Genomic DNA, 20,677 nt, shown 5'->3' on the forward strand with positions numbered 1-20,677 from the left:
CGTATGATTTCGCTATTGGGGCGCTTTCGGGCGTCAGCCTTATCAGGGTGTCGTGATGCTTACTGTTCCCACCGCGGGCGCCATTGCCGGTATTGGTTTGGACTTGATTCGTATCGAGCGTATCGCGCATGCGCTGGAGCGTCATGGCGAGCGATTCGCCCGGAAAGTTCTGGGGGAGCAGGAAATGGAAAAATTCCTTGCTCGCAGCGCTCGCGACACGGTGCGCGGCATACGTTTTCTGGCTACCCGCTTTGCAGCCAAAGAAGCCTTTTCCAAAGCCATCGGTCTGGGGATGCGCATGCCCATGACCTGGACGCGGGTGCAAACGTTGAATGCGCCCGGGGGGCGGCCGTTGTTGGTGATCGATCAGGCTTTACGCCCCTGGTATGACGAACGCTTTGGGGCGGCCTATGTATCCATTACCGACGAGTCGGATATGGCGGCCGCTTATGTCATCGTCGAGGCGCGGCCCCTGTTGGCTGCGCCCGCCATCTCTTGAAAAACTATCTATGTCGAAGTCCAGAAAGCCTTCTTTACTTCCTCCGGGTCCTGTCATGGTTGACGTGGCAGGCGGGCAGCTCACCGAGCAGGAAAAACAGCGCTTGCGTCATCCGCTGGTGGGTGGCGTGATTCTGTTCGCACGCAATTTCGAAAACCGCGCCCAATTGACTGCGCTCACACAGGATATTCATGCGGCGCGGGGCGAACCTTTGCTGATCGCGGTCGATCACGAGGGCGGGCGGGTGCAGCGTTTCCGCGAAGACGGCTTCACCGCGCTGCCGGCTATGCGTACCCTGGGCGAGGTCTGGGACCGCGATCCGCTGGCCGCCATGCAATTGGCCACACAGACCGGCTATGTGCTGGCGGCAGAGTTACGCGCCTGCGGTGTGGACATGAGTTTTACGCCCGTCCTGGATCTGGATTATGGGGTGAGCAAGGTGATCGGCAATCGTGCTTTTCATGCCGATCCGCGTGTGGTGGCCATGCTGGCGCGCGCCCTGGTTCAAGGCCTGGCTTTGACGGGTATGGCGGCTTGCGGCAAGCATTTTCCTGGGCACGGCTATGTCGAGGCGGATTCGCATCATGAAATTCCGGTCGATACCCGCACACTGGCCGACATCCTGAAGGATGATGCCGCGCCTTATGGCTGGCTGGGTGACCAGATTCTGCCATCGGTGATGCCTGCGCATGTGATCTACCCCGAAGTTGACAGCCAGCCTGCCGGTTTTTCGCGCCGCTGGGTGAGCGAGATTTTGCGTGGACAGTTGGGCTACGACGGTGTGGTGTTTTCGGATGATCTGACGATGGAGGGGGCATCGGTGGCCGGCGATATTCTGGCACGCGCGCAGGCCGCGCTGTCGGCAGGCTGCGACATGGTGCTGGTCTGCAATCGCCCTGATCTGGCCGACGACTTGCTGGAGCGTTTGAGTTTCACGCCGCCGGCCGTGGACCGCATCCGCCGTTTGATGCCGGCTTATGCCGCACCTGATTGGGACAGCCTGCAAGCCGATTCGCGCTATCAACATGCCCGACGAATTCAATCTCAAATCATTTCTGGCTGATCTGCCGCATCTTCCCGGCGTTTACCGGCATCTGGATGCCGCCGGGGAGGTGATGTATGTCGGCAAGGCTCGCGATCTGAAAAAGCGCGTGTCCTCATACTTCCAGAAAACGCTGGCGAGCCCGCGCATTGCCCAAATGGTGTCCAAGGTGGTGCGCCTGGAGGTGACGGTCACGCGTTCGGAAGCCGAGGCGCTGATTCTTGAAAATAATCTGATCAAGAGTCTGCGCCCCCGCTACAACATTCTGTTCCGCGACGACAAGTCATATCCCTATTTGCTGATTACCGCTCACGAGTGGCCGCGTATCGCCTATTACCGTGGCTCCACCAGCAAGCGGGGCCAGTATTTCGGCCCCTATCCCAATAGCTGGGCCGTGCGCGAGACGATACAGATTCTGCAAAAGGTTTTTCGCTTGCGGACCTGCGAAGACACGGTGTTCGCCAATCGTTCGCGGCCCTGTCTGCTGTACCAGATCGGCCGCTGTTCGGGGCCCTGTGTCCAGGCGATCGATGCTGAGGATTACCGGCGTGATGTGCAGCGCGCCGCACGTTTTCTCAATGGCGAGGCGCGCGAGGTCATGGATGAAATCGAGGCTCGCATGCAGCAGGCCTCGGGCGAGCTGCGCTTTGAAGAGGCTGCGGTGCTGCGCGACCAGATGGGCTCGCTCTCCAAGGTGCTGCATCAGCAGACCATGGAAAACGTCGGCGGCGAAGATACGGATGTGATTGCCGTGGCGTCGGCGGGGGGCAAGGTCTGTGTCAACCTGGCCATGGTGCGTGGCGGGCGTCATTTGGGCGACAAGCCGTTTTTTCCCAGCCATGCGGATGGCGAAGAAGCCGCTCAGGTGCAGGAAGCTTTTATCGCTCAGCATTATGCCGATAATGTATTGCCGCCAGTGCTGGTGTGTTCTCACGCCTTGCCCGATGTCGATCTTATCGGTCTTTTGTCGGAGCAGGCGGGCACACGCTGCCGTGTGCTGACGCGGCCGCAGGGCGTACGCCGTTCCTGGCTGGAGCAGGCTCAGAAGAACGCGGAAATGGCCTTGGCCCGGGCGCTTACCGAATCGGGCGCCCGCGCCGCGCGTACGTTGTCTTTGGCCGAAGCCTTGGATCTTGACACCGACGAGGCGGCGCTGGACGCGCTGCGCATCGAGTGTTTCGATATCAGTCATACCGCGGGTGAGGCCACACAGGCCTCTTGCGTGGTCTTTCTGCATCACGATATGCAGCCGTCGCTGTACCGCCGCTATAACATCGTCGGCATCACGCCGGGCGATGACTATGCGGCGATGCGGCAGGTGCTCACGCGCCGCTTTGCTAAGGTGGCCGATGGCGAGGCGCCGATGCCGGGCCTGGTGCTGATCGACGGGGGTAAGGGGCAGGTGGAAGTGGCGCGTCAGGTCTTTGTCGAGCTAGGGCTGGACATCGGCGCCTTGGTCGGAGTAGCCAAGGGGGAGGGCCGCAAGGTGGGGCTGGAAACCCTGGTGTTTGCCGATGCCCGGGCGCCGCTTGCCCTTGGGAAAGCGTCCGCAGCGCTCATGTTGATTGCGCAGGTGCGAGATGAGGCGCACCGTTTCGCCATTACGGGTATGCGCGCCAAGCGCGCCAAGACGCGTAATGTTTCGCGTTTGGAGGAAATCGAGGGTGTGGGGGCCAAGCGCCGCCAACGGCTGCTGGCCCGCTTCGGCGGCTTGTCGGGCGTGACCTCGGCCAGCATCGAGGATCTGGCCTCGGTGGACGGGATTTCAATGGATTTGGCCGAGCGGATCTATGACGCCTTGCACTGACGGCGGGCATCCGTCGCGCGGCTGATGTAGCATACTGGCACTATGCCGATAAACGTACCCATTTTTTTGACCTGGCTGCGCATCGCCATGATTCCTCTGGTGGTCGGGCTGTTCTATTTGCCCGATGCCTGGATCTCGGTCGGGGCGCGTGACACCTTCGCCGCTGTGGCCTTTATCGTGGCCGCACTGACGGATTGGTTCGATGGCTGGCTGGCGCGGCGCTGGAACCAGACTTCCGCCTTCGGCGCTTTTCTGGACCCGGTGGCCGACAAGCTCATGGTTTGCGCGGCGCTGATCGTGTTGCTGGATCTGAGCCGGGTGGATGCGTTTATTTCTCTCATCATTATCGGCCGTGAAATCACGATTTCCGCGCTGCGCGAATGGATGGCCCAGATTGGCGCCAGCGCCAGCGTGGCGGTGCATCGCCTGGGTAAATTCAAGACGGCGGCGCAAATGGTGGCCATCCCTTGCCTCTTGTATAACCAACAACTGTTTGGCGTTGATACGCGCCTGCTCGGCAACTGGCTAATTTTTGTGGCGGCCATCCTGACGGTGTGGTCGATGCTTTACTACCTGCGCCGCGCCTGGCCTGCCATCCGCGAAAAAGCGGGTTGAATGATGCGCTCTCGCGGGGGAGCCCTTCATTTTGCACAGCAAGAGGCCGTCAAAGCGGCCCGATGAGCGTGGCAGACCGCTGCCACGTACCGGAGACAATCTACTCAGGGCTGTTCTAGCCCTTTTCGCATGAATACCGCCGTATCTATCGACTCCCCCGCTCTGCGCCGCCGCGATTGGCAAATCATTCTTCTCATCGGTATTGCGCATGCCAGCTCCCACTTTTTTCAGTTGCTCCTGCCTTCGCTATATGTGTCGCTAGGCCAGGAGTTTGACCTCGACTTCGCGCGATTGGGTTTGCTCGTGTCGGTGTTTTATGTCGTATCAGGCTTGGGTCAGGCTTCGTCGGGTTTCGTCGTAGACCGGGTCGGCGCCCGCCCGGTGCTGTGGTTTGGCCTGTCTTGTTTTGTGCTGTCGGCGGTCATCATTGGCGCGGCCAATGGCTATCCGATGCTGATACTGGCCGCTGCTATCGGTGGGGTGGGTAATTCCATTTTCCATCCGGCTGACTACTCCATCATCAATCACCGGGTCAGCCCAGCTAGATTAGGCCATGCTTATTCCACGCATGGTCTGACCGGTAATCTGGGATGGGCGCTTACGCCGGTGTTCATCACCACCATCACGCTGCTATCGAATTGGCGCGTGGCGGCCTTTTCGGCTGGTGCGTTGGTCGCGCTGGTCTTGCTGATGACGGTCGTTGGCCGCCATTTGATCGGCGGGCCGTTGACGCAGCACAGCGATGAAAAAGCACCGCAGGGCAATGCCTGGCAGACGCTCAAGGCCTTGTTGGCCAAGCCCGCCTTGTGGGGGGCTTTTCTGTTTTTCGCCTTTACCTCGGTGGCCTTGTCTTCCGTGCAGAACTACACCATTCCCTTGCTGGCGGAGCTTTACGATCTGTCCCGCGTGGTGGCGAGCTCGGCCTTGTCTGGCTATATGGTGGCGTCGGCGGTCGGCATGGCGGCAGGGGGATTCCTGGTCTCGGCCACGCCGCGCACCGAGCGCACCGTTACCGCCGCGCTTATTTTGGCAGGCCTGACGTTGGTGGTGTTGGCCATGGGTTGGGTGCCTGCCTCGCTGGCGGCGTTTGTCGTCGCGCTGGCTGGCTTTTGTGCCGGGGTAGCGGCGCCGTCGCGCGATATGTTGATCCGCAAGGTGACGCCCAAGGGAGCGACAGGCTCAGTCTATGGCCTGGTGTATTCCGGCATGGATGTGGGGTCGGCACTGGGACCGCTGGGTTTTGGCCTGCTGCTCGACGCCGGGCTGGCCAAGGGGCCATGGATAGGCGCAGGTTTGGCCTTTGCCATCGGTGCTCTTTTGGCGCAGTGGATCGCCGTACAGGCGCGGCGACCCACTTGAGAACGGCCCGGTGTTATTGACGCGCGCCGCGCAGATCGGCCGGCGCGCTGGCGCCAGCGTTGCTGCGCCAGGGGTTGATGTCCAGCCCGCCGCGGCGGGTATAGCGGGCATAGACCGTCAGTTGTTCGGGCTGGCAGGCTTGCATCAGATCGCAAAAAATGCGCTCTACGCAATGCTCATGGAATTCGGCGTGTTGCCGGAAAGAAATGATGTATTTGAGCAGGCCGGCCCGGTCGATCGGACGGCCTCGATAGGCGATCTGCACGCTGGCCCAATCGGGTTGGCCTGTCACGGGGCAATTGGACTTCAGCAGGCGTGACATCAGCGTTTCTTCGATGATCCCGGTCCCGCTGCAGCCCAATAGTTCGGGGGCGGGCTCATAGCGATCGACTTCTACATCCAGCTTGTCTAGATTGATGCCGCTCAGTTCCTGGATGCGCAGGGTGTCAAAGCGCTGCGGCAAGATGAAGTCCATGTCGACGGGCGCACCTGCAGCGGCCGACAGGTCTTTTTCGAGCAGATCGCGCAGGGTCTGGGCATTGGGCAGGCGCGTCTGGTTGAACGAGTTCAGGTAGAGCTTGAAGGATTTGGACTCGATGATGTTGGGGCTGCTGGCCGGGATGCGAAAACTGGCCATGGCAATGCGCGGCTTACCCTTGGCATCTAACCATGAGAGCTCGTAGGCGTTCCAGATATCGGTGCCGTCAAAGGGCAGGGCGCCATCCAGGCCCAGGCCCGCCCGGTTTTCGGCGCGGGCGATGGGAAAGAGCAGCGCGGCATTGTATTCGGAGGGGTAGGCGACGTTATGGCCTAGCGGTGCATCAGAAAGCGGCATGGCGAGATAAGCAGATCGAGGCAATGTCTCATTGTAGAGGGTGCGCCCTCTTCTCAGGGGGGCATACGCCTTGATAGGGGCCGCGCCTTGTTTGCGGGAAATCCCTCCTGCAAACGTTTGCTCCGACACCGGCTGCCGGATGCTTGCGCCACCCTGCTGGCCGACTAGGCCGCCCATTCCTGGGAGCCGCAAATCTATTCGCAAACGTCGGCCCAAGCTTGCGTCAGCGAGACGCCGCTGTGGGCGGGGTGGCCGGCATGCTGCGGTTCACGTGGCGGTGTTATGGCGCATGATTCTCATAAATAAATATTGCTAACTGATACAGTTCCTCATATCTTGGTGGAGACTAGATACCGGTCTGCCGTCGCACCCTGGACGGATCGGCAGCGCGAACACCGTCCAACTTTTTAGGAGCAGATCTTGAATCACGTTTACCGCCTGGTATGGAACCGCACGATGCGCCTGTGGCAGCCTGTCTCTGAGCTGGCAGCCCAGTCGCGCGGCGGGGCGGCTCCCTCGGCGGTCTACGTTGCGGTGCGGTGGCGTTTGCATGGGATAGCTGTTGCCCTGGGGCTGGGGCTCGCCGCGTGGACGCAGACCGCCATGGCGATCTGCGCTAGCAATCCTACGCAGGTGACCTGCGACACGCCCGTCAATCCTCTGAACCCGAGTTATACCAACTCGCAAAACGGGTTGACCGTGACGGTAGGGGCGGGAGGCACGTTGGGCGTGCTGTTGGGCGCAGGCGGCACGGCGATGACGCTGCGGGGCGGTAATGTGGCGGTGACCAACCAGGGCGTCATCGATGCCTTTGCGTTGGGCAGCGGTTTGAGCGTGGTGTCATCGGGCCTTGTCTTGGGCCAGGCGGATGGGAGTGTGCCCGGGGTCAGCACCTATACCATCCAGAACGAGGCTTCTGGCCTTATCGGTGGCTCGGGCCGGGATATTTACGAAGCGCAACTGGCCAATCTGACCGGGATGGCGCTGTCCATCCACAACGGCACGGGCGGCGTGACCAACGTCACCAACAACGGCATCATCCGCGCCGCGCCGGTGGCCTACGGTAGTCGATCCGGCGCGGATATCGCGGCCGTAGCGATCTATGGCGGCGGAATGGTGAATTTCACCAACAGCAGCACTGGCACCATTGTCGGCCGGGTGGCGTTTGAGTCGGCCGGCTCCCTTATCGGCCACTACTTTAGGAACGGCGGACTCATCGATGGCAGCGTGTCGCTGGGGGCGGGTAGCAGAAATACGTTCGTTGCCGAGTCCGGCTCCGCGATCAGCGCGACCGGCCAGACGGGCGAAATGATCGGCGTTACCTCCGTGCCGGGTCTGCTGTTCGCCAGACCGGGCACGGTGGATGGCGGCTTCGGGGGCAACAATTCCCTGGTCTTCGCCGACACGTTCAGCCGAGGCCTGCTCACCAGCGTCGCCGCCGGCACCTACCTGAATTTCAACAGCCTGACCGTTACCGGGGGCAGCTGGACGCTGTTGGGCGGCCCCTTATTGCCCTCGGGTAGCTCCATCTCGCTCAATGGGGGCACCGTGTTGGTCGACGCCAGCGGTGCCTTGGGTGTTGGCCAGATCTCTGCGTCGGGCGGCGCCATTGGCGCGTCAGCACCGGGCGTATCGCTAGGCAGCAGCTTCAACTTGGTGGGGAGCGGCCTGGTGGTAAATAGTGCTCATCCCTTAACGCTGTCGGGGCGGTTGACGGGCTCGGGAGGCTTGTCGGTGAGGGGCACGCAGGCGGTCAGCTTGACGGGCGCCAATGATTACAAGGGCGACACAACCGTCTTCCCCTTGGCCGAGCTCGTGGGTAATGCCAGCAGCCTGCAGGGCAATATCGCTAACCATGGCACGGTGACTTTTTCCGGCGCCGAGAATGGCAGCTTTAACGGCAGCCTGTCAGGCAGCGGCAATCTGGTCAAGCAAGGCAGCGGTATCTTGGAGGTTCGTGGCCTCCTGGGCCATACGGGCAGTACGGCCATCCAGGCCGGCACTCTGCAGCTTGGCCCGGGAGGAGTGCTGAATTCATCAACGAGTATGATTCTGAGCCCTGGCGCGACACTGGATCTGGGGGAGAGCCCGAATCAGAGCCTCGGTGGGTTGTCCGGCACGGGCGGTACGGTAACACTTGGCGCGAATACGCTAAGTTTGTTCAATCAGAACGACGCGGTTTTCGGCGGTGTGATCCAAGGCAGCGGCGGCTTGATCAAAAATGGGCTTCAGACGCAGACTCTGACGGGCCGCAGTACCTTCTCCGGCGGCGTGAACATCGTGGCTGGCAGGTTGGCGCTGGGTACGGGTAGCAGCCTGGCCGCCAGCTCTGTGATAACGGTGGGCACGCAGGGCACGTTCGATATCTCGGCAGCTTCTAACATGGAGTTGGCGACGCTCAACGGCTCGGGCGGTAACGTGGCCTTGGGCGCCAACACCCTTACGCTGGGGTCGGGCAATTATGGTGGCGTGATCGCCGGCACCGGCGGTCTCACCAAGAACACGGCGGGTAGCCTGGTACTCAATGGCGAGAACAGCTATACGGGGGCCACCCGGGTGGCCGGCGGTGCGCTGGTGGTGGGGGGGGGGGCGCCGCCGACCTCCGCGCCCGCTTGAACAGCTCGGTGACGGTGGCCAGCGGCGCCTCGATCGGCGGCTTTGGTACGGTGAACGGCAATGTGGTGGTGCAGGCGGGCGGCAGCTTGGCGCCCGGCGCGCCGGGAGGCACTTTCGTCGTCAATGGCGACCTGACGCTGGCCCAGGGTAGCGCAATGGACTTTTCCTTCGGTCAGCCCGGCAGTTCGGGCGCTGCGGGCGCCGGCCATAGCGTGCAGGTCAACGGCAGCCTGGCGCTCAACGGCGTGCGGCTCTCCGTCAATGATGCGGGCGGCTATGGCGTTGGCGTGTACCGGCTGTTCGACTACACCGGTTCGCTGACGACGGGCAACGGCGGCTTCACCGGCCTGGCGGTGGGGCAGACCGTGCAGGTGTACAACGGGCAGATCAACCTGATCAATGCAAGGAACTTGACGCTCAATCTCTGGAACGCGGATCGCACGGCGACGGCCACGCAACAGGGCGGCGGTTCCGGCGTCTGGTCCAAGAATAGCGCTAACTGGACGGACGTAGACGTCACTGTCACATCGGCGTTCTCGCCCAGCAATGCGTTCGCCATTTTCGGCGGCACGGCGGGTACGGTTACGGTCGATGGCAGCGCTGGCAATGTCAGCACCAGCGGCGCGCAGTTTCTCAGCGATGGCTACCGCCTGAACGGCGATGCGCTCAACCTGGTGGCGCCGTCGGCCGGCGCCTTGAGCGAAGTGCGCGTGGGCGACGGCAGTGCCGCGTCGGCGGACTGGACCGCCACCTTGGACACTGTCGTGGCGGGCAATGGCCTCGACAAGACGGGCCTGGGCACCCTGGTGCTCAACGGCACCAACACCTATGCGCAGACGCGGCTTTCCGCAGGCACGCTGCCGGTGTCGTCAGACGCCAATCTGGGCGCGGCCTCGGGGGGGCTGGACTTCCAGGGCGGGACGCTGCGGGTCACGGGCACCGCTTTCGAGAGCACCGCGCGTGCGATCACGCTTGGCGCGGCCGGCGGCGGTCTGGACATCGCGGATGCCGGCAACACGTTCACGGTGTCGCAAGCCCTGTCCGGCAATGGCGGTCTGGCCAAGCTGGGCGCGGGCGCCTTGGTGCTGACCGGTTCGAACACTTACCAGGGAACCACCACAGTGAGCGCTGGCCGCCTGCAGGTTGGCGATGGCGTGACGCAGGGCAGCATTGCGGGTGACGCGGACATCCAGGCCGGCGGCACACTGGCGTTCAAGCGCATCGACCAGGTGGTCTATGGCGGCGCGATTTCCGGTTCGGGCCAATTGCGCCAAGAGGGCAGCGGCACGCTGGTGTTGACGGGCGACAGTGCGTTTACGGGCACCACCACCATTGCCTCGGGCTCGCTGCAGGTCGGCGACGGGGGCAATCGCGGTACGCTGGGCGGCACCATCATCAATAACGGTAATCTGACGTTCAACCGCGCCACCGATTCGGTGTTCGCGGGCGTGCTTGCTGGTGGGGGAGCCGTGTCTAAGCTGGGGGCGGGCGTTTTGACGCTTACCGGCGATAGTAGCGCCTACACGGGTGCCACGAGCTTGCTGGCCGGCGGCTTGCAGGTCGATGGCAAGCTGGGCGGAGCGCTGTGGGTGGCCACGTCTGGCGCCATGCTGTTGGCGTCCGCGCCGAGCGCCACACCGTTGGCCCCCACGTCTGACGCGACGGTGTCCGGCACCGGGTCCTTGCAGGATCTGATCGTGGGGTCAGGGGGCACGTTGGCGCCAGGTAACGCCGCGACGCCATTTGGGCAGTTGAGCGTGCTGGGTAATCTGGTGATGTTGCCCGGGGCGTCATACCGCGTGGCCGCTGCGGCGGATGGCCAGCATAGCCGCGTCAAGGTCACGGGTGTCGCCAATGTGGCGGGGTCGGTGCTGCACATGGGCCAGAACGGTTCTTATGCGCCGTCCACCACCTACACGATCCTGAGCGCTGACGGCGGTGTACAGGGGAGGTTTGATTCGGTCTCCAGCAATCTGGCCTTCCTGACGCCCTCGCTGGCCTATGGCAGTAAGCAGGTGGATTTGACGGTGCAGCGCAAGCAGGTGCCCGATGGGGGGGGCGGCACGCGGCCGATCGAGTTTGCCGACGCGGCTTTCACCGGCAACCAGCGTTCGGTTGCGCGGGCGCTGCAAAGCTTGTCTGCCGACAGCGCGCTGTTTCGTCGCGTGCTGAATCTTCCCAACGGCGTGCCGGCTGAGGTGTTCAATGGCCTGTCGGGCGAAGCGCACGCGAGTACCGTATCGATGGCGCAGGGCGTGGCCAACAGCTTTGTGCAGATTCCCTTGAACCGCTTGCGCGCCAACTTGGGTGCGGGCATGTTGCCCGGTGTGCCTACCGCCCAACTGGGCCTGGGCAGTGCCGCCGCCTTGCCGCAATCGGCTGCGCAGCCGTTGTGGGCTCAGGTTTTTGGCAACTGGGGTTCGGTGCGCGGCAACGGCAATGCCGCCCGCACCACGCAGAGCGACAATGGGGTGTCGGCAGGCGGCGACGTTGCGGTCGGCGCAGGCTGGCGCCTGGGTGGGGCGGCCGGTTATTCCAATAGCCGCAGCCGCACCAGCGACCGCGCGTCTAACTCGCAGGCCGACAGCTATAGCCTGACGGTCTACGGCGGCAAGGCGTTTGACGCTGGCAGCGCCAAGCTCAATCTGAGCCTGGGGGCGTCTTACACCTGGCACGATATGAAGACGCAGCGCTACGCTGACGCCGCAGGGTTGCCGCAGACGCTAAAGGCCGATTACAAGGGCAACACGTCTCAGGTGTTCGGCGAACTCGGCTATGCCATGCCGCTGACCGAGCGTGTCACGCTGGAGCCCTTTGTGGGCGCCGGCTTCAGCAGCCTGCGCACCGGCGCCTTTAGCGAGTCCGGCGGCGACGCCGCGCTGCGCGGCGAGGCCAACCGTAACAACGTCACGACCACGACGCTGGGCTTGCACGCCCGGCAGGCCTTTGAAAGCGCCGGCGCCCAGGGCCAGTTGTTCGGCACGCTGGGTTGGCGCCACGCCTTTGGCGATGTCGATCCGTCCAGCACGATGTCGTTCGTGCAGGGCGGCGCGTCCTTCACGACCAACGGCGCGCCGATCGCACGGGATACGGCGCTGGTCGAGCTTGGTGTGAACATGGCCGTCAGCAAGCGCACTACGGTAGGCGTGATCTACGGCGGGCAGTTCGGTGAGGGCAGCCAGCAGCACTCGGGCACGCTGGACGTGCGCTACCGGTTCTGATCCTAGCCAGGGGGAGGGCGTCACAGCTCTCCCCCACTCCGAGGCGATTGAAGGCGAGCGCTCGCGCGAACACGGGGGCGCACCGTGTCTATCTCAGCGGCTCGCGTTCGATGACAGCAGGCTATCCAGCGTGGGGATCTGCCTGGACCAGAGATCGACCGCCTGGGCATCGACCACGTCCAGTTGCGGAATCTGCGCCAGCACCGGGATGCGGCCAAAGTGTTCGATAGCCCGGCGATTGTCGTCCGAAGGCGGACCGCTCATGATGACGCCAAGCACAGGCAGCTTGCGTGCCCGCAGGGCTTCCAGGCTCAGCAAAGTGTGGTTGATCGTGCCCAGACCGCTGCGCGCGGCCAGTACGACCGGCAGGCCAAGATTGTCGATCAGGTCGATGATCAGGCTGCGCTCATCGATGGGGACGTAAAGTCCGCCCGCCCCTTCGACCACCAGCGGCGCAGCCGTCTCGGGCAGGGTTAATCGCGTCGCGTCGATGCAGGTGTTTTCAAGGCTGGCGGCGGCCCAGGGGGCGAGCGGCGCTTGCAGGGCGTAGGCGGGGGCGTGCAGACGTTCTGGCGGCAGGCGGGCCAGTGCCGCAACGGTGGCGCTGTCGCCGCTTTCCTCGGCCAGGCCGGTTTGCAGCGGTTTCCAGTAATCAGCCTGCCAGGCGCGGGTGAGCAGTGCGGACACCAGCGTCTTGCCCACGCCGGTATCGGTGCCGGTCACGAAGACGCCCCGAGGTTTGCGCCATTGTCCATAGGCGAATTGATAGGTCACACACGCTCCTTGTCGGTCGAATTGCCGCAGCACGGCGCGCAGTTGCGCGGTGTTCAGCGGCTGGTGCCCGGCGCGCGGCGCGGTGGCGCCGATGCCTTTGAGACCTCGCAGAAAGGCCAGGCCACTGTGATGGCTTTGGACATGCTGCTCGCTGTCTACCCGGCCGGGCAAGAGGCCTGCACGGATGTCGGCCACTGGCGGATATTCTGGTGTCGCTGCCTTCAGCGACAGAACGGCATGGGCTTGATGCCATTCCTTGAAGCTTTCTTGCGCCAGTGTGGCGATGGCCAGATGGCCGCCGGGCCTAAGCCAGCGTGTCAGCCGGGCAAGCCCGGCGTTCAGATCACCGAACCACTGTACGGCAAGACTGGAGCAGATGAGGTCGTACTGACCATCTAGGCCTGCGGGGTGCTCGCCATCCATGCGTAGATAGCGCGCGGGCAGATTCAGATTGGCGCGAGCCTGCCGCAGCATATCGGGGGCGATGTCGCTCAAGGTCCAGTCTGCCGGACCTAGACGGCGCGCCAGCGCACGAGTTAGCAGGCCTGTGCCGCAGCCGATTTCCAGAATGCGGGGCTTGGCTGGCAGGGCTAAGGCGGCGATGCGTTCGGCCAGGGCTTCGGCGGCATGGCGCTGTGCCCAGGCATGATGCTCGTAACGGTCGGCGGCGGCGTCGAAGCGTTTGGCGATGGATCGGTCTGGCAAGAAAGGGGTCAAGCGGGTAAAGCCTTCAGAAAAGTCAGGATAGCTTGGGCGCACCCATCCGGATCGGACAGTGGCAGCATGTGGTCGCCATCCGGGAAAAAATGGGTGGCAGGCGCTTGCGCATCAAGGGGCAGGATGGCATCGGCCCCAGCGCCCAGGCTGAGCAAAGGGCGGGCCCAATGATGCAGTTCGGTCAGGCGGTTCTCGTCGCGCAGCCGCAGCAAGTCGGTATCCAGCCGCTGGATATCCGGGACGCCCTGCGCGGCGGGCAGCGTGCGGCCATTGGCCGCGCGCAGGCGGAAGTCTTTGAGGACGGCTTGCGGGCGGGCGCGTAACTGCGTGCGCATGCGGTCCAGCAGGCGCGGCGCAACACCCTGTGTGAATCCCTGTCCTGCGCCAAAACGCCCGAAACTGTTGATGAGTATCAAGGCCTGGCAATGGGCGGGCGGATCGGCCAACAGCTTCATGCCGCCGAGCGAATGACCGATGGCCACTACCGGGCCTGGCGGAGGCGTTTCAGCGGGCGCGCCGAAATAGCCGGCGTCAGCCACGGTTTGCGGCCAGTCATGCAGGCGCGCGCGCAGGCTGTCCCAGAAATGGGCGTCACAGGCCCAGCCGTGCACGAAATACAGGGTGGGGCGTGTCATGAGAGCGCGGCCTCCAGCGCAGTAATGAGGCGATCGATGTCTTGGTCGCGATGCGCGGCGCTCAGGGCGAAGCGCAGGCGGCTGCTGCCTTCCGGCACGGTGGGCGGACGGATGGCTACGGCCAGCAGGCCCGCGGCTTCGAGTCGGCGGGCCAGCGTCAGCGCTTCATCCGCCGCGCCGACAATGGCGGGCACGATTTGTGTCGAGGAGCCGGCCGTATCGAGGCCGAGGCAAGCCAAGGCCTGACGCAGACGCTGGGCATTGGCATGCAGATGCCTGCGCTCGGCATCCATCTGCGGCACCAGGTCCAGCGCGGCATCCATGGCGCCCAGCACCGAGGGCGGCAGCGCCGTCGTGTAGATCAGACCAGAGCAATGGTTGATGAGGTAGTCGCATAGCGCACGCGAGCCCGCGACATAGGCGCCAAACCCGCCCAGCGCCTTGCTGAAGGTGCCCATGATGAGATCGACGCGCCCGGGGGCCAGGCCGGCCAGGCCCATGCCTGAGGGACCCAGCACACCGGTTGCGTGCGCTTCATCAAGATATAGAAAGGCGTTGTAGCGTTCTGCGAGATCGGCAAGCGCCACGATGTCGCTGCGGTCGCCGTCCATGCTGAATACGCTTTCCGTAATGATGAACGGGGTGCCGGGTTTATCACGGTCTCGCCTGAGCAGGCTTTCCAGGTGGTTCAGATCATTGTGCCGGTAGCGCATCTGGCGCTGCGTCTGGCAGCCCTGATGCAGGCTGGCGTGATTGAGCCGGTCAGTGTAGAGCCTGGCTTGGCCGACAGCCTGAAACAAAGCGGGCAGCACGGCGGCGTTGGCCTGCCAGCCCGAGGCCAGCAGCAGCGCTGCTTCGGTGCCTTTGGCGTGGGCCAGCTTGGTTTCGACCCTTTGGTGCAAATCCAGCGTGCCACAGACCAGACGGGATGCCCCACTTCCCGTGGTTTGCGTCCAGTCGCGTGAGCGGCGGATCAATGCCGGGTGGTGAGCCAGACCCAGATAGTCATTGCTGGAAAAATTGAGCAGCGCTCGGCCGTCGCGATGGATGTGTCCTGCACCGCGCATTTGCACCGGGCGCAGTTCGCGTAAGCGATGCGCGGCACGCGCCGTCTGCAGCGCGTCAAGAAAAAGAGAATCCAGCTTGGACATGAACAATCCGGCAATACCGGGCCGGGCGGTCCCGGCCGTAGAATGCGGGCCATTGTAGTAGAGCGGGCTTGCAGTCCGCTGTTCAGGAGCGTGTTATGACCCAACCCGAATGGATGCGCCAGGGCTCCCCCCATATCTGGTTACCCTATGCGCAGATGAAAACGGCGCCGCAGCCTTTGCCGGTGATCGCGACGCAAGGTTCGCGTCTGACGCTGGCCGATGGCCGTCGTCTGATCGATGGCGTGGCGTCATGGTGGACCGCCTGCCATGGTTACAACCATCCGCATATTGCTCAGGCCGTGACGCGACAATTGCAAGACATGCCCCATGTCATGTTTGGTGGACTGACCCATGAGCCGGCGCTGACACTTGCCGCAAGACTCAGCGCCAGCGTGGGCCTGGAGCGCGTGTTCTACACCGATTCCGGCTCGGTGGCTGTCGAGGTCGCCATGAAAATGGCCCTGCAATATTGGCTCAATCAGGGGGGGCGCCGTCAGCGTTTTCTGGCCTTCCGGGGCGGCTATCATGGCGACACCTTTGGCACGATGGCGGTCTGCGATCCGGACGAGGGCATGCACGCGCGCTTTCGCGGCATGCTGGCCGATCATCTGATTGCCGATCTGCCCCGTGATGAGATGTCGTTGCAGGTTTTGCGAGCCCTGCTCGAGCGCCATGCCGCAGAGCTGGCCGGTATTCTGGTCGAGCCGCTGGTGCAGGGAGCGGGCGGCATGCTCATGCATGACCCGGAGGTGTTGCGCCGCTTGCGAGCCCTGGCCGATGAGTTTGACCTCCTTTTGATTTTCGATGAGATTTTCACAGGCTTCGGGCGCACGGGCACGATGTATGCGTTTGAGCAAGCCGGTATCCGTCCCGACATCATCACGCTGTCCAAGGCCTTGACCGGGGGCACGCTGCCGTTGGCGGCCACGGTGGCGAGCGCCCGGGTGTTCGAAGGGTTTCTGTCGGATGACCCGGATCATGCCCTGATGCATGGTCCGACCTTTATGGCGAATGCCCTGGCCTGCGCGGCGGCGAATGCGTCACTGGATTTATTCGAGCGCGAGCCCAGACTGGCGCAGGTGCGGGCGATTGAGGCCGGTTTGCGTGCTGGCTTGGCGCCTTGCGCCGAGCTGCCCTGGGTGGCGCAGGTGCGCGTGCTGGGCGCCATTGGCGCGGTGGAACTGAAGACGATTCACGATATGGCGCGGCTTAAACAGGGCCTGATCGATGCCGGCGTCTGGGTGCGGCCTTTTGGTCGCATCGTTTACCTGACACCGGCATTTACGATAGCTGCCGATGATCTGGCCAGCCTGACTGGCGCTGTGTGCCAGGTACTGCGTCGGCGTGCGCCCTGAGGCCGTCAGGCAGCCTGATCCCAGGTCTTTCAAGAATTGCTTGCTATTAAATAGTGCACGATTTAATATTTGTCCATCATGAAAACCAAGACCTCTCATTCTTCGCGTGGGCCATTGCTCGACAAGCAGCTCTGCTTTGCGTTGCATTCGACCTCGCTTGCAATGAGCAAGGTCTACCGCAAGTTGCTGGGTCCGCTTGGGCTTACTTACTCCCAGTATCTTGTCATGATGGTGCTTTGGGAGCAGGACGGATTAATTTTGTCTGATATTGGGCGCCGTTTATTTCTGGATTCGGCCACTCTGACGCCCTTGCTCAAGCGTATGGAAGGCGCCGGTTTGCTGCTGCGGCAACGTGATCCGTCTGATGAACGGCAGGTCATTGTCAGTCTCACACCTCGAGGCCGGGCGCTGCAAGAGCAAGCTCAGAGTGTGCCCCAGGGCATTGCGCGCGCCGCAGCCTGTTCTTCCGAAGAGGTCGAATTGTTGAAAGCCCACCTAGAGCGCCTGCGCGAGGCCTTGGCCGTCGCCGAAGCGAATTAAGACCTAATGAATATTGTCAATGCGCTTTGATTGCAATTTAATTAGTGCACGATTTAATCGTAAGCGATTTTAACCCGGCGGATCTCCGTCTCCCGTGCCCCGCACGGATCTTCGATAAGGAAGCGCATCATGTCTCTCGAAAAAGTTCTGTATCGCAGCCACGTCAGCGTGACTGGTGGTCGTGACGGCGCTGCCGTTTCTGACGACAAGCATCTGGATATCAAGCTGACCACGCCCAAGGAACTGGGCGGGGCAGGCGGCGCGGGCACCAACCCCGAGCAACTGTTTGCCGCCGGTTATGCCGCATGCTTTATGGGTGCGATGAAGTTCGTTGCCGCCCGCGACAAGATCGCCATTCCGCATGATGTGTCGATTGTGGGTTCGGTGGGCATCGGCCCGCTGCCCACGGGTTTTGGCATCGAAGCCGAACTGAAGATTTCTCTGCCGGGCATGGATCGCGCCGCCGCGCAGCAGCTGATCGAGCGTGCGCATATCGTGTGCCCCTATTCGAACGCCACCCAAGGCAATATTGATGTGACTCTGACTCTGGTCTAAGGGGTTCAGCGGGTGCCTTGGGGCACCCGCTTTGCGCTTGTGTTCCAATGGGTCGTTGGCAATGACGACAGTTTTCGTATGCATTGACCAAACGGCCCCGTGATGCGGGTTATCTTTAGGACTGCCCGTCCAGAACAACAAGCGAGGTTGCCGTGCGCGGCGATAGTGTGATTTCCGTACAAGACCTGTCCAAGGTCTATGCCTCGGGGCATCAGGCCCTGAAAAATATCAATCTGGATATTCAGCGCGGCGAGATTTTCGCCTTGCTCGGGCCCAACGGCGCCGGCAAGACAACGCTGATCAGCATTATTTGCGGCATCGTCAATGCCAGTAGCGGCCGTGTGTTCGCAGACGGCCATGACAATGTCAAAGCCTACCGCGCCGCGCGCCAGGTCATCGGTTTGGTGCCGCAGGAGCTGACCACCGACGCATTCGAGACGGTCTGGAATACGGTTATGTTCAGCCGTGGTCTGTTCGGTAAGCCTGCCAATCCCGGGCTGGTCGAGCGCATTCTGCGCGATCTGTCGCTTTGGGACAAGAAAGACAGCCGCATCATGGCGCTGTCGGGTGGCATGAAGCGTCGCGTCATGATCGCCAAGGCGCTGTCGCATGAGCCGCGCATTCTCTTTCTGGATGAGCCGACCGCTGGCGTGGACGTCGAATTGCGTCGTGGCATGTGGGAGATGGTGCGCCGCTTGCGCGAGCAGGGCGTCACGATCATCCTCACCACCCACTATATCGAAGAGGCTCAGGAGATGGCCGACCGGGTCGGCGTCATCCGCAAGGGTGAAATCATTCTGGTCGAACAGACCCACACCCTGATGCGCAAGCTGGGCAAGAAACAACTCAGCTTCTCCCTGACCGCGCCACTGTCCCAGATTCCCGCCAGCCTCAGGCCCTACGACCTGGAGCTGACCGAAGATGGCCGATGCCTGGTATACACCTATGACAGCCAGGGCGAGGACAACCCGGTGCAACCCTTGTTGCGCGAGCTCGACGCTCAAGGTATCGGCTTCAATGACTTGCAGTCCTCCGAGAGCACGCTGGAGGAGATTTTTGTCAGCCTGGTGAGTGCACAATCATGAATTGGTACGCGGTTCGCGCCATCTATCTGTTTGAAATGGCCCGTGCCTGGCGCACGCTCATGCAAAGTGTCGCCTCGCCGGTCATTTCGACCTCTCTGTATTTCGTGGTGTTCGGCTCAGCCATCGGCTCGCACATGGTCGCCATCGATGGCGTGAGCTATGGCGCTTTCATTGTGCCGGGCATGATCATGCTGTCGCTGTTGACCCAAAGCGTGGCCAATGCCTCATTCGGTATTTACATGCCGCGCTTCTCGGGCACGATATACGAAATCCATTCAGCGCCGATTTCCTATGTGGAGATCATCATGGGCTATGTCGGTGCGGCGGCCAGCAAATCCATTTTGCTGGGCATCATCATGCTGGTGACCGCGCGTCTTTTCGTGGCCTACGAAATCCAGCATCCGGTGTGGATGCTGGTGTTCCTGGTGTTCACCGCCGTGACCTTCAGCCTGTTCGGTTTCATCATTGGCGTCTGGGCGGACGGCTTCGAGAAGCTACAGATCATCCCCTTGATGATCATCACGCCGCTGACTTTTCTGGGCGGCACCTTTTACTCCATTCATATGTTGCCGCCGTTCTGGCAGACCGTGACGCTGTTTAATCCGGTGGTGTATCTGGTAAGCGGTTTTCGCTGGAGTTTCTTCGGCACGGCGGATGTCAGCCTGTCGGTCAGTATTGGCATGACGCTAGTGTTTTTGTTGGCTTGTCTGCTGACGGTGCGCTGGATTTTCAAGACGGGTTATCGTTTGAAGACATGACAGGCGGACCGGCCAGGGGTTCGCGCACCCACTGCATGAACAGCACATAGCCCAGCGCGAACCCCACCGGCCCCAGAAACAGCCCCACCAGGCCGGCGGCGAGCACGCCGCCGAGCGCGCCGATCAGAATAATCGGCAGGGGGATGCTGATGCCGCGCGCCAGCATCAAGGGCTTCAGAACATTCTCCAACAGCGCCACGATTACGCTCCATATGGCGAAGATGATCGCGACGGGTGTGCTGTTGTTCAGAAAGACATAGATCGCCACCGGCCCGAGGACCGCCAGAATGGGAAGCTGCACGATGCACACGGCGAGCGCCACGATGGCCCAGATCCCCGCGCCAGGAACGCCGGCCAGCAGCATGCCCAGTCCCCCCAATGCCGCCTGTATCAGCGCCACACCGATGACGCCCTGCGCGACGGCGCGGATGGTGCTGACGGTGAGCAGGATTAGATCGTGGCCGCGTTGAGGGCCGGCGATGCGGCTGGCGATATCATCCGCGAATCGTTTGCTGTGCGGCCCATAAATCAGCACCAGACCGGCGATCGCGATAGCCGCCAGGAAAATCAGAAACCCTGCACCGGCGCTGGTAGCGCTATTGAGCAGCCACTTGGCCGCGCCGGTCAGAGCGGGCTGCAAGGGCTTTAGCACGGTCTCGATGTTTTCGGTCGCCGCCGCCCAGGCGTCGTGCAGTTGTCCGCCGACCAGAGGCAGGTTGGAAATGAAGGCCGGAGGGTCGGGAATACGCAAGGCGGGCTCGCCTTCGGCTTGATGAAACAGGCGCGGCACCGTCTCGGCCAGCGAGCTGGCCAGCAGGGCGCCAGGAATCATGAATGCCAGCATGGTGAGCACCACCAGCAGCAGGGAGGCCGACTTTGGTCGCCCTCCCAGCCAACGAGCGAGGCGCTCATGGATAGGCGCCAGGGTGACGGCCAGAATCATGGACCAGAGCAGGAGGCCGATAAAGGGCTCAGCGACCCGGTAACACCAGTAAACCAGCCCACCAATGAGGCTGACGCGGATAATCAGATCGAGCAGGCTGCGTGAGAGTAGCTGTTGAAAATCGACATCGGAACGCAGGCGCATGGACGAGGTTCTCCGCGAGAAAAGGC

Annotated in this window: 17 protein-coding genes; 12 read left to right on the forward strand and 5 right to left on the reverse strand. The window is 62.6% G+C overall.

Annotated elements, in window-relative coordinates:
* The first annotated feature begins 55 nt into the window (after positions 1-55).
* From acpS to U0029_RS05215, 5 genes are all read left to right on the forward strand, one after another.
* Positions 56-499, forward strand: a complete 444-nt coding sequence (gene acpS / locus U0029_RS05195) for a holo-ACP synthase (protein ID WP_114852798.1) — start codon at positions 56-58, stop codon at positions 497-499.
* A gap of 10 nt (positions 500-509) precedes the next feature.
* A complete protein-coding gene (gene nagZ / locus U0029_RS05200) occupies positions 510-1,562 on the forward strand; it encodes a beta-N-acetylhexosaminidase (protein WP_012418116.1) in 1,053 nt (350 codons plus the stop codon).
* A complete protein-coding gene (gene uvrC, locus U0029_RS05205; protein WP_114852799.1) occupies positions 1,525-3,348 on the forward strand; it encodes an excinuclease ABC subunit UvrC in 1,824 nt (607 codons plus the stop codon). The genes nagZ and uvrC overlap by 38 nt, the downstream gene beginning before the upstream one ends.
* A 42-nt stretch (positions 3,349-3,390) precedes the next feature.
* A complete protein-coding gene (gene pgsA, locus U0029_RS05210; protein ID WP_012418114.1) occupies positions 3,391-3,963 on the forward strand; it encodes a CDP-diacylglycerol--glycerol-3-phosphate 3-phosphatidyltransferase in 573 nt (190 codons plus the stop codon).
* A gap of 129 nt (positions 3,964-4,092) precedes the next feature.
* The gene (locus U0029_RS05215; protein WP_012418113.1) at positions 4,093-5,322 is read left to right on the forward strand and encodes an MFS transporter; all 1,230 of its coding nucleotides are present in this window, start codon (positions 4,093-4,095) and stop codon (positions 5,320-5,322) included.
* Between the two features lie 13 nt (positions 5,323-5,335).
* Here U0029_RS05215 and queF read toward each other — a convergent pair whose 3' ends face one another.
* Positions 5,336-6,157: an NADPH-dependent 7-cyano-7-deazaguanine reductase QueF gene (gene queF / locus U0029_RS05220; RefSeq protein WP_114852800.1), complete on the reverse strand. Its 822-nt coding sequence runs from the start codon at positions 6,155-6,157 to the stop codon at positions 5,336-5,338.
* Between the two features lie 420 nt (positions 6,158-6,577).
* Between queF and U0029_RS05225 the strand changes: the two genes are divergently transcribed.
* Both U0029_RS05225 and U0029_RS05230 read left to right on the forward strand, forming a co-directional pair.
* The gene (locus U0029_RS05225; RefSeq protein WP_115600678.1) at positions 6,578-8,773 is read left to right on the forward strand and encodes an ESPR domain-containing protein; all 2,196 of its coding nucleotides are present in this window, start codon (positions 6,578-6,580) and stop codon (positions 8,771-8,773) included.
* On the forward strand, positions 8,770-11,994 hold the full coding sequence (locus U0029_RS05230) for an autotransporter outer membrane beta-barrel domain-containing protein (RefSeq protein ID WP_115600679.1): 3,225 nt from the start codon (positions 8,770-8,772) through the stop codon (positions 11,992-11,994). The genes U0029_RS05225 and U0029_RS05230 overlap by 4 nt, the downstream gene beginning before the upstream one ends.
* 93 nt (positions 11,995-12,087) lie before the next feature.
* Here U0029_RS05230 and bioD read toward each other — a convergent pair whose 3' ends face one another.
* The 3 genes from bioD to U0029_RS05245 are packed head-to-tail and all read right to left on the reverse strand — an operon-like array spanning position 12,088 to position 15,271.
* On the reverse strand, positions 12,088-13,485 hold the full coding sequence (bioD, locus tag U0029_RS05235) for a dethiobiotin synthase (protein WP_114852579.1): 1,398 nt from the start codon (positions 13,483-13,485) through the stop codon (positions 12,088-12,090).
* A complete protein-coding gene (locus U0029_RS05240; RefSeq protein ID WP_114852578.1) occupies positions 13,482-14,120 on the reverse strand; it encodes an alpha/beta fold hydrolase in 639 nt (212 codons plus the stop codon). Before U0029_RS05240 ends, bioD begins: the two co-directional genes overlap by 4 nt.
* Positions 14,117-15,271, reverse strand: coding sequence for an aminotransferase class I/II-fold pyridoxal phosphate-dependent enzyme (locus U0029_RS05245; RefSeq protein ID WP_114852577.1), 1,155 nt, complete (start codon positions 15,269-15,271; stop codon positions 14,117-14,119). The genes U0029_RS05240 and U0029_RS05245 overlap by 4 nt, the downstream gene beginning before the upstream one ends.
* A gap of 95 nt (positions 15,272-15,366) precedes the next feature.
* Between U0029_RS05245 and U0029_RS05250 the strand changes: the two genes are divergently transcribed.
* The 5 genes from U0029_RS05250 to U0029_RS05270 all read left to right on the forward strand — a co-directional run bounded on the left by U0029_RS05250 (position 15,367) and on the right by U0029_RS05270 (position 19,564).
* Positions 15,367-16,626, forward strand: a complete 1,260-nt coding sequence (locus U0029_RS05250; RefSeq protein ID WP_012418108.1) for an adenosylmethionine--8-amino-7-oxononanoate transaminase — start codon at positions 15,367-15,369, stop codon at positions 16,624-16,626.
* 78 nt (positions 16,627-16,704) lie between these two features.
* The gene (locus U0029_RS05255) at positions 16,705-17,166 is read left to right on the forward strand and encodes a MarR family winged helix-turn-helix transcriptional regulator (RefSeq protein WP_039052146.1); all 462 of its coding nucleotides are present in this window, start codon (positions 16,705-16,707) and stop codon (positions 17,164-17,166) included.
* 129 nt (positions 17,167-17,295) lie between these two features.
* Positions 17,296-17,721 (forward strand): organic hydroperoxide resistance protein, encoded by a 426-nt coding sequence (locus U0029_RS05260; protein ID WP_012418106.1) that lies wholly within the window; start codon positions 17,296-17,298, stop codon positions 17,719-17,721.
* 152 nt (positions 17,722-17,873) lie between these two features.
* Entirely contained in the window at positions 17,874-18,806 is a 933-nt protein-coding gene (locus tag U0029_RS05265) for an ABC transporter ATP-binding protein (protein ID WP_039052145.1), read from the forward strand.
* On the forward strand, positions 18,803-19,564 hold the full coding sequence (locus tag U0029_RS05270; RefSeq protein ID WP_012418104.1) for an ABC transporter permease: 762 nt from the start codon (positions 18,803-18,805) through the stop codon (positions 19,562-19,564). The genes U0029_RS05265 and U0029_RS05270 overlap by 4 nt, the downstream gene beginning before the upstream one ends.
* Here the strand turns inward: U0029_RS05270 and U0029_RS05275 are convergent.
* Positions 19,536-20,651: an AI-2E family transporter gene (locus U0029_RS05275; protein ID WP_012418103.1), complete on the reverse strand. Its 1,116-nt coding sequence runs from the start codon at positions 20,649-20,651 to the stop codon at positions 19,536-19,538. The genes U0029_RS05270 and U0029_RS05275 overlap by 29 nt on opposite strands.
* Positions 20,652-20,677 lie beyond the last annotated feature (26 nt).

This window comes from Bordetella avium (assembly GCF_034424645.1).
GTDB classification, from domain to species: Bacteria; Pseudomonadota; Gammaproteobacteria; order Burkholderiales; family Burkholderiaceae_B; genus Bordetella; species Bordetella avium.